The sequence below is a fragment of the Cytobacillus oceanisediminis genome (genome assembly GCF_022811925.1).
GTDB classification, from domain to species: Bacteria; Bacillota; Bacilli; order Bacillales; family Cytobacillaceae; genus Cytobacillus; species Cytobacillus oceanisediminis_D.
In genome coordinates this window covers 603,555-616,204 of sequence record NZ_CP065511.1, presented here as the reverse complement: position 1 = coordinate 616,204, position 12,650 = coordinate 603,555, and the positions used below count along the sequence as shown (strand labels likewise).

The window sequence follows — 12,650 nt, the reverse complement described above, 5'->3', positions numbered from 1 at the left end:
ATTTCCCCCCTTACAGTCCCGGTTTTTGCTTATGGAATTCTGTAGCCTGTTCAAATGCATGTGCTACGCGGTAAACAGTGCTTTCATCAAAATGCTTTCCGATAATCTGAAGGCCAAGCGGCAATCCATCCGCGAATCCGCAAGGAACGCTGATTCCAGGCACCCCGGCAAGGTTTACTGGAATGGTCAGAATATCATTCGCATACATAGTCAGCGGATCAGACGTATTTTCACCAATCTTAAAGGCTGGTGTTGGTGCTGTCGGTCCAATAATGACATCATACTTTTCAAAAACATTTTCAAAGTCCTGTTTAATCAGTGTGCGCACCTTTTGTGCCTTTTTGTAGTAAGCATCATAGTAGCCAGAGCTTAAAGCAAATGTTCCAAGCATAATACGGCGTTTTACTTCATCCCCGAAGCCTTCTGCACGGGTCTTTTTGTATAAATCGATTAAACTCGCAGGATCTGCTGTTCTATAGCCATAGCGTACACCATCAAAGCGCGCCAGGTTTGCCGATGCCTCAGAGGAGGACAGCAGATAATACGTTGCGAGTGCATACTTCGAATGCGGCAGGGAAACTTCCTCCCATGTTGCCCCAAGTTTTTCTAACACTTTCAGGGCGTCCAGTACTGACTGGCGCACCTCTTCATTTACACCTTCGGCCAAATACTCTTTCGGTACGGCAATTCTCAGCCCCTTTACATCCCCAGTCAAGCTTTCAGCATAGCTTGGGACCTCAACATTTGCTGAAGTAGAATCCATAGGATCCACACCTGAAATTGCCTGAAGCAAGTATGCGTTATCTTCAACCGTTCGTGTAATCGGCCCGATTTGGTCCAGAGATGAGGCAAATGCGATCAGTCCGAATCTTGATACTCTTCCATATGTAGGCTTTAACCCCACAACACCGCAATATGATGCAGGCTGTCTGATTGACCCTCCTGTGTCGGAACCAAGAGAAAATAAAACTTCACCGGCTGCAACTGAAGCAGCAGAACCGCCGGAAGATCCGCCGGGAACTCTTTCAAGATTCCAGGGATTTCGGGTTATTTGAAAGCCTGAGTTTTCATTGGAAGATCCCATTGCAAATTCATCCATATTCAGTTTACCGATTGTAATGGTTTCAGCATTATGTAATTTGGATGCAACAGTCGCATCATAAATCGGATCAAAGTTTTCAAGTATTTTACTCGCACTGGTTGTGCGCAGCCCCTTCGTTACGATGTTATCCTTCACGCCGATCGGCATACCGAACAATAGGCCTTTCGCTTCGTCCGTTCCAATTTTTCCATCCATTCTTTTAGCTACTTCACGGGCTCTTTCTTCATCAAGTGTCAAGAAAGCCTGTACTTTGTCTTCCACTTCACCGATTCGCTTGTACGATTCGCTGACAAGATCGGTAACCGTGATTTCTTTCTTATGCAAAAGCTGATGAAGTTCCGATACCTTATGGTCAAATAAACTCACCATTTTCCCCTCCCTACTCAATAATAGACGGCACTTTTATATAGCCATCCTGATGTTCCGGCGCATTTTTCAGAACTTCTTCCTGTGGAAGCCCTTTATTCGCCTTATCTTCTCTCAATACATTCTTCATATCAAGAACATGGGATGTTGGTTCAACATTATCTGTATCAAGCTCATTCAGCAGCTCGGCAAATGAAATCATCTTGTCCAGCTGTTCGGTATAAGCTACAGCTTCTTCCTCAGTCATTGCAAGCCGCGCCAAGTGTGCAACATGCTTAACCTGATCTATTGAAATTCTCGACATTAATGCCACCTCCAAAAATTGAATACTGTCAATGCACAATTATTATGATCATACCAAACTTTCACGCGTTAAAGCAATACGCGCACGCCAGCTGGTTCAGCAATCTTCTGCTTATTTTACCATGAGTTGAGTGAATTGTGTGTTTGCTTCTCTTTTTAGAGGATAAATGAAAAGCGAAACCGAATAAATGGGGATGCGATGATAAGTACAGGAGGTGCGATTATGGAATTTTTCCGATTTGATTTGGATGTCAGCAGGGAAATTGCTCAATTCAGCAGCCACAATGCCAGCATCAGTCCGATTATCAGGAACAAAACAGCTACAGTTGGGTGTATCCATCTTAAGGATATTAGTGTTTTAGGCATGCATCCGGCAGCTTGTCCCCAGCTATTTCTCATCGTTGACGGCGAAGGATGGGTTAAAACTGCTGGCGGTGAGCAAATTGCAGTCCAAAAAGGAACCGCTGTTTATTGGTCTGAAGGCGAGGAACATGAATCAGGTTCTTACCTTGGCATGACTGCAATTGTGATTGAAGGTCCTGATTTGGATCCGCATCAGTACCTGAAGCCTTTGGGATAGAAATCGGAACAATTGGCATTGACCGGTAAATGCTGAAGTATCGGCCGGTATTTTTTAGATTTGGCCGGTAAATCCCGCATTTCGGCCGGTATTTTATTAAATTTGGCCGGTAAACTCCGCATTTCGGCCTGTATTGTGATGCTTTCCCCCAAAAATGGAGCAGCGCCGCAGACGCTGCTCATTTCCGCTTGAATAGTTTGGCAAATAGGCCGCCCTTTTTTTCTTTTTTTGCTTCTTCTTTGACCGTTTTCCTCTCCACAAAGATTTCCGGTTTATCAATCGCATAGTCATAGGCTAGAACCAGCCCGATCTCTGAATTATGTTCTTTGTTGGTGACGATTGTATATTCGACCTTATAGGTGGAAGCCAGTTTTATATATTTTGATAAATAGGAGTAGCTCATATTTCCATTCAAATAAAGATGAGCTTTGCTGTTGGCTTTAATGGCCTCTTCCACCTGCGGATAGATTCCATCTTCCCTCATCTGCGGCTGCTTCAAGGCAATGACCACCCTCTCCCGAAGCGAGCCAAGAAACTTGCGGCGCTCATCAGGCTTAGTCTGTTTCTGTCCATGAATCCCCTGTTGAAGATAATCATCTATATTTTCAGCCAATTGTACATCCTCCATCCTTATATGACCTCAATGCTTTCATTGTATTCAGTATTATGCACTATTTCAAATTTTGCCTATATAATATGTATGTTTTTGCAGCAGGTACTGTGCTTGTCTCTTAAGCAAAAAAATACCTCCCTTCCATGGAAGAGAGGTTCAAAATAGGAGAATATACAGGTAAAAAATCAAGTTACATACCGGTAAAAATTAAGCTTCCTGCTTTTCACTGAACTGTTCTTCTTCAGTGGATCCCTTCAAAGCAGTTGTCGAGGAAGTACCTCCAGTAATGACCATGGAAACCTGGTCAAAATAGCCGGTACCCACTTCACGCTGATGTCTTGTCGCCGTATAGCCATGTGTTTCGCTGGCAAACTCGGCCTGCTGAAGTTCAGAGTACGCAGCCATTCCGCGGTCTTTATAGCCGCGAGCCAATTCAAACATGCTATGATTTAGCGCATGGAATCCTGCCAAAGTAACAAACTGGAACTTGTAGCCCATTTTGCCGAGCTCAACCTGGAATTTTGCAATCGTTTCGTCATCAAGCTTTTTCTTCCAATTGAATGAAGGAGAGCAATTATACGCTAACAGCTTGCCAGGGAATTTCTCATGGATTGCTTCAGCAAAGCGTCTCGCTTCATCGAGGTCCGGTTCAGATGTTTCACACCATACCAGGTCTGCATAAGGAGCATACGCCAATCCCCGAGCGATCGCTTGGTCGAGCCCAGCCTTTGTACGGAAGAAACCTTCAGGTGTGCGTTCTCCGGTAATGAAAGGTGCATCATAAGGGTCCACATCGCTGGTAATTAAGTCTGCAGCGTTGGCATCAGTCCGTGCAACAATTACAGTCGGCACGCCCATAACATCCGCTGCCAATCTTGCAGAAATTAAATTCTTAACAGCAGTCTGGGTTGGCAGCAAAACCTTTCCGCCAAGGTGTCCGCATTTCTTCTCAGAAGATAGCTGGTCCTCAAAGTGTACTCCGCCGGCACCCGATTCAATCATGCCTTTCATAAGTTCAAATACATTAAGCTGGCCGCCGAATCCTGCTTCCGCATCTGCTACAATCGGAGCGAACCAGTCAATGGAATGATCGCCTTCCATATGATGAATCTGGTCAGCTCGCTGAAGAGCCTGATTAATTCTTTTTACAACACTCGGAACACTGTTGGCCGGATATAGGCTTTGGTCCGGGTACATATTTCCGGACAGGTTCGCATCTGCAGCAACCTGCCAGCCGCTTAAGTATATGGCCTTCAGCCCAGCCTTAACCTGCTGGACAGCCTGGTTTCCCGTTAACGCTCCTAATGCATTGACGAAAGCTTCTTCATTCACAAGCTTCCACAGCTTCTCTGCACCACGGCGCGCTAATGTATGTTCAATATCAATTGACCCTCTTAATTTGATGACTTCCTCAGCCGTGTACGGTCTTTCCACTCCATTCCAGCGTTCATCCATTTCCCATCGTTCCTGCAACTGACGCACTCTTTCATCTGCCATTTGATTAAATCCTCCTTTTAATTTAGAAAATCATCATTGAGCAAAATCCCAGTTGTAATACACCTCTGTAACATAACAGATAGACAAATATAAACTGTTATAATATAAATCTAAGTTGTTATAAAACAATTAATTATCTATGTTTTGTATTATATAACAGTAAATTCATAATGGGAACCCTTTTTTAAAAAATTTTCAAAATTTACCGCTAATTTTCTAATCCAGCGAATAAAACTGCTCTTTTCGTCAACTTAATTTTATAAATTTGGATGAATAGATATGTTGATATATGTGATATAACAGAAAATTAATGCGAAATAGCGTATTTTTATACATTTACATCTTTATAGTTTTTTAGATTTTTGTCCATCAACCTTTATTATGTTATGATAATAAACGTCTTTTCAAAGTGGACCATTCCCCAAACTGATTTTTCCACAAACACAAAACTGTATGTTACTGTATAAAAGGAACTTTTTCCACGTATGTATTAATGGGGACACTAATAGAGTAATGGAGGTGAACATATGGATTTCACTATGGCGACGTGGCTTTGGCTTCTTATTCCAATGCCATTATTGATCGTACTATCAGGCATCTCATATTTTGTTGAAAGGAGAGGATAAATAAGTATGGATATAAATATACCAACGTTAATTGCCATTATTGTTTATCTGGTCGGCATGCTGCTGATTGGCGTGCTTGCAGCCAGAATGACTAAAGATTTATCTGATTATGTTTTAGGCGGACGAGGGCTTGGAGCTGGAGTTGCAGCCTTGAGTGCCGGAGCTTCTGATATGAGCGGCTGGTTAATGCTGGGACTGCCTGGCGCTGTTTACTTAGGCGGTATGGGTGAAATATGGCTGCCCATAGGTTTGGCAGTCGGCGCCTATCTGAATTGGCAGTTTGTAGCTAAGCCATTGCGTGTCTACACGGAAGTAGCCAACGATTCGATTACAGTTCCCGGGTATTTTGAGAACCGGTTCCATGACACCTCTAAATTGCTTCGGGTAGTTTCTGCAATCGTCATATTAATCTTTTTCACTTTCTATACTTCTTCCAGCCTAGTCGGCGGTGCCATTCTATTAGAAAATTCATTTGGGATGGATTATACACTCGCGCTTTGGGTCGGAGCTGCTGTCATTTTGTCATACACATTATTTGGCGGATTCCTGGCAGCCAGCTGGACAGACTTTATTCAAGGTATTTTAATGTTCTTAGCCTTGATTATTATTCCGATTGCAGCGATTCAGGAGCTTGGCGGATGGAATGAAACACTAAATCAAATCAGTGCAATCGATCCAACACATTTGGATGTTGCTTCAGGAGCCACTTTTGTTGGCGTTGTTTCCCTGCTGGCATGGGGGCTTGGCTACTTTGGACAGCCGCATATCCTTGTCCGCTTTATGGGATTAAAATCAACAAACGACGTCCCAAAAGCCCGCTTGATTGGTATGACGTGGATGGTTCTTTCGTTATTTGGAGCTCTGTTTGTAGGTTTTGCCGGTATCGCCTATTTTGCAGATGCACCGCTTGCCAATTCTGAAACAGTATTTATCATGTTTTCACAAGTACTATTTAATCCATGGGTAGCTGGATTCTTATTAGCAGCCATTCTCTCAGCAATCATGAGCACAGTTGACTCTCAATTGCTCGTTTCTTCAAGTGCACTGGCACAGGATTTCTATAAATCCATCTTCAGAAGAAATGCTTCCAAAAAGGAAGAAATGATTGTTGGCAGAATTGCTGTACTGGGTATTGCCATTATTGCCATCTTCTTAGGGTATAACCCAGAAAGCAAGGTGTTGGAACTTGTCAGTTATGCTTGGGCCGGATTTGGTGCAGCCTTCGGGCCAGTTATCATCCTGAGCCTGTTCTGGAAACGCATGACACGGAATGGCGCCCTTGCCGGCATTATTGTTGGTGCCGTAACAGTAATTGTTTGGGCACAGCTTACCGGCGGACTGTTTGATTTGTATGAATTGGCGCCCGGCTTTCTATTTGCAGGTCTAGCGATCATCATCGTCAGCCTTCTGGATAAGGCACCTTCAAAAGAAGTTCAGGAGCAGTACAATCAGTATAAGTCTGTCCTTAAAAATTAATTGCAGAAACCCTCTTCCTATGTGGAGAGGGTTTTTTGTATGTAAGTCGTTTCTCCAATACAGTTACAGCCTTCAGCTGGCAATGAATATTTTGTGTTGCCTGCTTAATTACAAAGCAGGCAATCATTAAATTACTTCTGCTCCAAGCGTCTTTGCAAAATGCCTTAAGCTCCACTCATGGCCATCCTGGTCAAATGATGCGACAGCATCTTTATGAATCACTATTTTAAACCCTTTATTATAAGCATCGACTGCCGTATGAAGTACACAAATGTCCGTACATACACCGACCAGGTGCACTTCCTCTATACCGCGCTCCCTCAGTTTTATCTCGAGATCGGTTCCTGCAAATGCGGAATATCTTGTTTTGTCCATGAAATAAACATTTTCAGTTTCCTTGTTCGTTTCATAAACCTGCTGCAGTAAACCATAAAGATTTCTTCCTTCCGTGTTCCTGATATTATGCGGCGGGAATAAATTCGTTTCTGGGTGATGGATGTCTCCTTCATCATGAACATCAATGGCAAAAACAGTGAAATGCCCATTTGCGACAAACTCTTGTGTGAGCTCTGAGATTTTCTTTTCCAGCAGCTGTCCAGGCTTACCGCATGTCAGGGTACCGTCCTCAGCTACAAAATCATTTGTGTAATCGATATTAATCAAAGCTTTGTTTGGCATTTTGCATCACTCCAATCTAAAGGTCTATTTTCATCATATACTTCAAAGTGCTGAATATCCAATAAAAAAGGAACAGCAACAAAGTTGCTGTTCCTGCCTCCAATCGGAGGTTTATTAATACATTTCAGAAGTAGTCTTCGCCTGCATGTGCAGAAGAATGTAGTCAGGGCCGCCCGCTTTGGAGTCAGTTCCTGACATGTTGAATCCGCCGAATGGCTGGTATCCAACGATCGCACCTGTACAGCCGCGGTTGAAGTATAAGTTTCCAACATGGAAATCTTCGCGTGCTCTTTGGATGTGCTCACGGTTCTGCGTGATCACAGCTCCTGTTAAGCCGTACTCGGTGTTGTTGGCGATTTCAAGGGCATGGTCGAAATCCTTTGCCTTTGTGAAGCCAACGACAGGTCCAAAGATTTCTTCCTGCATTAAGCGTGCATCCGGGGCAAGGTCTGCGAATACAGTCGGCTTGATGAAGAAGCCTTTCGAGCTGTCTCCCTCTCCGCCTGTCATCAGCTTGCCTTCTTCTTTGCCGATTTCGATGTAGCTCATGATCTTGTCAAATGCGCCCTGGTCAATCACTGGACCCATGTAATTGCTTTGGTCTTCAGGATTGCCCTGCGTTAATTCGTTAGTCAGTTCAACCACACGGTTAAGAACCTGATCGTATACATCCTCTACTACAACAGCACGTGAACATGCTGAACACTTCTGGCCGGAGAATCCGAAAGCAGAAGCAACGATTGAAGTAGCTGCCAATTCAAGGTCTGCTTCTTTGTCCACAACGATTGTGTCCTTACCGCCCATTTCAGCGATGACACGCTTCAGCCAGATTTGGCCTTCGTTTAACTTGGAAGCGCGCTCGTTGATGCGAAGACCAACGTCGCGTGAACCTGTGAAGGAGATGAAACGAGTGTCTTTATGGTCAACCAAATAGTCGCCCACTTCTGCACCGCTGCCCGGCACGAAGTTTAGTACACCCTTTGGAAGGCCTGCTTCTTCCATCACTTCAACAAATTTCGCAGCCACAACTGGTGTTGTAGAAGCTGGTTTTAATAGAACGGTGTTTCCTGCTACGATGGCTGCAACAGTTGTGCCGGCCATGATCGCAAGCGGGAAGTTCCAAGGAGAGATGATGATCCCCACTCCCAATGGAATGTAGTCATAACGGTTATATTCGTTCGGACGGCTGTTGACTGGAACACCGTCTTTGATTGTTAAGATTTGGCGTGCATAGTACTCAAGGAAGTCAATGGCTTCCGCAGTATCAGCATCTGCCTCGTTCCAAGGCTTTCCTGCTTCCTTTGTTAAAAGGGCAGAAAACTCATGCTTGCGGCGGCGGATAATCGCAGCAGCTTTGAATAAAACATCTGCGCGTGTTTCCGGCTTCACTTTTCTCCATGTTTTGAATGCTTCAACAGCAGCCTGCATCGCTTTTTCCGCAAGCTCGCGGTTTGCCTTTGAAACACGGCCAACTACTTCTTCTTTATTAGAAGGATTGATTGATACAATTTTATCTTCAGTAGAAATGCGCTCTCCGCCAATTAAAAGATCATAATCCTGGCCCAAATAGCTTTCTACAGTTTGTAAACCCTTTAAATATGCTTCACGATTTTCTTCTTCTTTAAAATTCGTGAATGGCTCATGCTTATAAGGTTGTACCATTTTTACCGCCTCCTGTGTGTACAAATATCAAACGCCAGATCGTAGCGCCCCGTCCCGTTCTATAAACATGCTGGAACAAGGTCTGCTATTCTCTTAAAACGTTTTCATCCAAACACTATATTAACATGAAAATAACATTATCTTCAAACATTCTCCGATGATGTTATATATTAACATCCATTGAGAGAAATTGCAGTTTCACTTAGAAGGATAAGGGGTTGAAGCTTCTTAGAGCAGATTTTGGATAAAACTGTTATATAAAAAATTCTAGTGCTGTATTGAATGTTATTCTTATTCCTTAGCAGATGGTGTCTGTTTTACTTACTTCTTTTTCATTTTACAGCTATGAACTATGGAGACCCTTTTTCGTCTTTAAGCCCCCTCTATGTCTACCATTTTTCTCAAACCGCTTCCAATTTCGTCTCCATGCCCACAATTCTCTCTCCTTAAATTTAAAAAACCCAGAAGGTGCATCCTCTGCACTTCTGGGTACCCTGGTTCTATTGATAGATATGGACAAAAGGTTCGCTTTGGTCTGCTTTCCGAACTACTAGCGCTTCCGGGCCGTTGACGGATGAGATATTTACCTGGACTGAGATGTATTCAGGGAAGTGTTTGACAACAAGCCCTGTTACATATTGCGTAAATCCAATCGCTTCTGCTTTTCCATAGAATTGAATGGGGATATCAATATTGACTTCCTGCAATTGGTCCTGAGCGTAGAAGGCTTTCCCGATAACTCCATTGAAGTTCGGGAAGTAGGTTTCTACATCCTGTTTAAAGTTTAGAAAAGCCGTTAAATCATCACGATGGTTTTTTTCAGCGGAGTTTGAAGGGAAAAGGACATATTTCTCGCTGACGTCTTCCCATCCGCCTAGCTTGGTGCTTCCTTTGTCTGCCGTAGCGTATGCAAAGAAGCTTCCTGGCACAACCGAAGTTCTTGCTTGCTGTTCAAACAAAGCAATGGTTACCGGCACATCTTTCAGGCCTTTGATTTGCCGTACTCTCTGCAGTACTTCTTCAGCTAGCTTTTTACCTTCTCGTTCAATGACATCATGGTCAATCTTTGTTTCGAAAGTGGCGCCATATTGTTCCTTTTGATAATAATGGACAGAGTTCATGGCAAGGCCAATGACAACACCCCCGAGCCCCACTTTTCCATCATCATTTTTCAGCAAATAGTTGTGTTCAAGAATATGTGCAAGGTAGATCGGGCTTTTTTCATTGTTTTTTTCAATATCTCCGCCATCAGCGATCATTGGATTTAAGCCGATATTGTCTTCTGCTTTCATCTCGCGTTCCTTCAGCTGAGCGTCAGTGAATTTACGGTTTAGCCAGGCCTGGACTGTGCCTCTTTTTAGATACTGTCCTTCCTGGAATAAGTATTTATCAGGATCAAACGTGTTTTGCGCAACTCGCATAAGTCCTGTCTCAAATTCATTGATATCATATTTGGTGCTTACATTATTGACCACAAGACCTCTGGATTCACTTGGTTCAAAAGGCAGCAGTGTTCGATAATACTTGTCTGAAATTTTATAGTTCGGAATGATTGCCTTATCCTTTTCGTTCTTGTCTTCCTGAACAACTTCCTCCTGCTTATTAAAATTAGGCGCACAGCCTGCAAGCAGAAGGGTTAGGGATAAAGCAAGCATCATCAGTTTTTTCACGGAGCTTACACCCTCTTACTTATTTAATTCTTCAACCAGTCTCTCCTCGTTCCAAACCTCTACTCCAAGTTCCTGGGCCTTCGTCAGTTTGGATCCAGCGTCTTCTCCGGCGATTACAACATCTGTTTTCTTGCTGACGCTTCCGGAAACTTTGCCGCCAAGCGCCTCTATTTTTTCTTTTGCTTCATTCCGGCTCATCAATTCAAGCTTTCCTGTCAGAACCACTGTTTTCCCTGCAAAAAAGCTATCCGAGTTTTCCACCGAAACAGGCTTTGGCCCATTGTAAGCCATGTTGACTCCTGCTGCTTTCAGCTCGGCAATCAGTTCATGTGCTTCTTCCTGTTCAAAGAAGGAAACGATGGAATCAGCCATTTTTTCACCTATTTCATTGATAGCTGTTAAATCGTCCCGTGATGCTTTTTCAAGTGCTTCCATATGGCCAAACTCCTGGGCCAGCGTTTTGGCTGCCTTTGCGCCAACATGGCGGATTCCCAGACCAAATAAAAGCTTTTCCAATGAGTTGCCCTTGGAGTTTTCAATTGCCTGAATGAGATTATTTACTGACTTTTCACCCATCCTCTCAAGCTGGATGAGCTGTTCATACGTTAATTTATAGATATCTGCCACATCTTTAATCAGATTTTCGGCAAATAATTGGCTGATCACCTTTTCACCAAGGCCATCAATGTTCATGGCGTTGCGGGAAACAAAGTGAATTAGGCCTTCCCTGATCTGGGCCGGGCACTTTGGATTAATGCATCGCAATGCCACTTCACCATCAAGGCGGACCAGCTCACTTTCGCACTCAGGGCAATGTGTCGGCATGCTAAAATCCTGCTCCTCACCCGTTCTCCTGTCAGCCAGTACATTTACAACCTCAGGGATAATATCTCCTGCTTTTTTCACAACGACCTGATCGCCAATCTTAATATCTTTTTCGCGAATTAAATCTTCGTTGTGCAGGGACGCCCTTTGGACAGTCGTTCCGGCAACACGGACAGGCTCCAGAAGCGCAGTTGGCGTAACTACGCCAGTTCGTCCCACGCTTAATTCAATATCCCTTAATGTGGTAACAACCTCTTCTGCAGGGAATTTATAAGCGATGGCCCAGCGTGGGCTTTTTGCCGTAGTACCGAGCTGCTCCTGTGATTCCAGTGAATCGACCTTAATAACGATGCCGTCAATATCATAAGACAGATTCGGGCGTTTGTCAGTCCATCCTTGCACATAATCAATGACTTCCTCGATGCTTTCACATCTTTTGCGCTCTTTATTCGTTTTGAATCCCAGGCTATCCAAATAATTCAGACCTTCGCTATGAGAGACGATTCCAGTATCCCCTGCATTCGCAATGCCATATACAAATATATCCAGATTACGCTTCGCCGCCAGGCGCGGATCAAGCTGTCTCAATGAACCCGCTGCTGCATTCCTTGGATTTGCAAAAGGTTCTTCCCCATTCTCTTCTTTCGCTTTATTCAATTTCTCAAAAGAACGCCTCGGCATGAAGGCCTCACCGCGCACTTCCATTCTGACGTTCTCTTTCAGCCGAAGAGGAATGGAGCGGATGGTTTTTAAGTTTGCTGTGATATTTTCACCAATGGATCCGTCACCGCGTGTGGCACCGAGAATAAATAAACCATCCTCATAACGCAGGGAGACAGCCAGTCCATCGATTTTTAATTCACATACATAAGAAACATTTTCACCTGCACCCTGGCGGACACGGCGGTCAAAATCTCTTAAGTCCTGTTCATTGAAGGCATTGCCCAAACTGAGCATCTGTGACTGATGCTCCACTTTCTCAAACATATCAAGGATTTCCCCTCCAACTCGCTGTGTTGGAGAATCTTCTGTTTTCAGCTCGGGAAATTGCTCTTCAAGTTCAATAAGGTCCCTCATTAGCCTATCGTATTCAGCATCTGGAACAGACGGCTGATCAAGAACATGATACTCATAATTATACTGATTCAAAAGGTTGTGCAGATCTTTCACCTTTTTTTCTGCCAATTGAAGGTCCATACATTCAACCCTTTCTATAATCCTTAAAAGATGCCTGGCAGGCTGCACTCTATGA

The 12,650-nt window shown here is 43.8% G+C and carries 10 protein-coding genes; 2 read left to right on the top strand and 8 right to left on the bottom strand.

The features are described from left to right. Window positions 1-10 precede the first annotated feature (10 nt). Together gatA and gatC are read right to left on the bottom strand one after the other, a co-directional pair. Window positions 11-1,468 (bottom strand): Asp-tRNA(Asn)/Glu-tRNA(Gln) amidotransferase subunit GatA, encoded by a 1,458-nt coding sequence (gene gatA / locus IRB79_RS03160; RefSeq protein ID WP_243509191.1) that lies wholly within the window; start codon window positions 1,466-1,468, stop codon window positions 11-13. Between the two features lie 13 nt (window positions 1,469-1,481). Continuing rightward, window positions 1,482-1,772: an Asp-tRNA(Asn)/Glu-tRNA(Gln) amidotransferase subunit GatC gene (gatC, locus tag IRB79_RS03155; RefSeq protein WP_243506675.1), complete on the bottom strand. Its 291-nt coding sequence runs from the start codon at window positions 1,770-1,772 to the stop codon at window positions 1,482-1,484. Between the two features lie 222 nt (window positions 1,773-1,994). On the opposite strand from gatC, the gene IRB79_RS03150 reads away from it, so the two are divergent. Next, window positions 1,995-2,351, top strand: coding sequence for a cupin domain-containing protein (locus IRB79_RS03150; protein ID WP_243506674.1), 357 nt, complete (start codon window positions 1,995-1,997; stop codon window positions 2,349-2,351). 178 nt (window positions 2,352-2,529) lie between these two features. On the opposite strand, the gene IRB79_RS03145 is transcribed toward IRB79_RS03150, so the two are convergent. Beyond that, window positions 2,530-2,964 carry a YueI family protein gene (locus IRB79_RS03145; RefSeq protein WP_243506673.1) on the bottom strand — a complete coding sequence of 145 codons (435 nt, stop codon included), beginning with the start codon at window positions 2,962-2,964 and terminating at the stop codon, window positions 2,530-2,532. A 207-nt stretch (window positions 2,965-3,171) separates the two neighbouring features. Next, on the bottom strand, window positions 3,172-4,461 hold the full coding sequence (gene aceA / locus IRB79_RS03140) for an isocitrate lyase (protein WP_243506672.1): 1,290 nt from the start codon (window positions 4,459-4,461) through the stop codon (window positions 3,172-3,174). A gap of 632 nt (window positions 4,462-5,093) precedes the next feature. Here aceA and putP point away from each other — a divergent pair. Next, complete coding sequence (gene putP, locus IRB79_RS03135; protein ID WP_275721265.1) at window positions 5,094-6,563, top strand: sodium/proline symporter PutP; 1,470 nt, start codon at window positions 5,094-5,096, stop codon at window positions 6,561-6,563. Window positions 6,564-6,689: 126 nt separating this feature from the next. Here putP and IRB79_RS03130 read toward each other — a convergent pair whose 3' ends face one another. The 4 genes from IRB79_RS03130 to ligA all read right to left on the bottom strand — a co-directional run bounded on the left by IRB79_RS03130 (window position 6,690) and on the right by ligA (window position 12,595). Further along, window positions 6,690-7,241: a cysteine hydrolase family protein gene (locus IRB79_RS03130; RefSeq protein WP_243506671.1), complete on the bottom strand. Its 552-nt coding sequence runs from the start codon at window positions 7,239-7,241 to the stop codon at window positions 6,690-6,692. 114 nt (window positions 7,242-7,355) lie between these two features. Further along, on the bottom strand, window positions 7,356-8,903 hold the full coding sequence (gene pruA, locus IRB79_RS03125) for an L-glutamate gamma-semialdehyde dehydrogenase (RefSeq protein WP_243506670.1): 1,548 nt from the start codon (window positions 8,901-8,903) through the stop codon (window positions 7,356-7,358). Between the two features lie 500 nt (window positions 8,904-9,403). Beyond that, window positions 9,404-10,573 carry a CamS family sex pheromone protein gene (locus IRB79_RS03120; RefSeq protein ID WP_243506669.1) on the bottom strand — a complete coding sequence of 390 codons (1,170 nt, stop codon included), beginning with the start codon at window positions 10,571-10,573 and terminating at the stop codon, window positions 9,404-9,406. A gap of 15 nt (window positions 10,574-10,588) precedes the next feature. Then, complete coding sequence (ligA, locus tag IRB79_RS03115) at window positions 10,589-12,595, bottom strand: NAD-dependent DNA ligase LigA (RefSeq protein WP_243506668.1); 2,007 nt, start codon at window positions 12,593-12,595, stop codon at window positions 10,589-10,591. Window positions 12,596-12,650 lie beyond the last annotated feature (55 nt).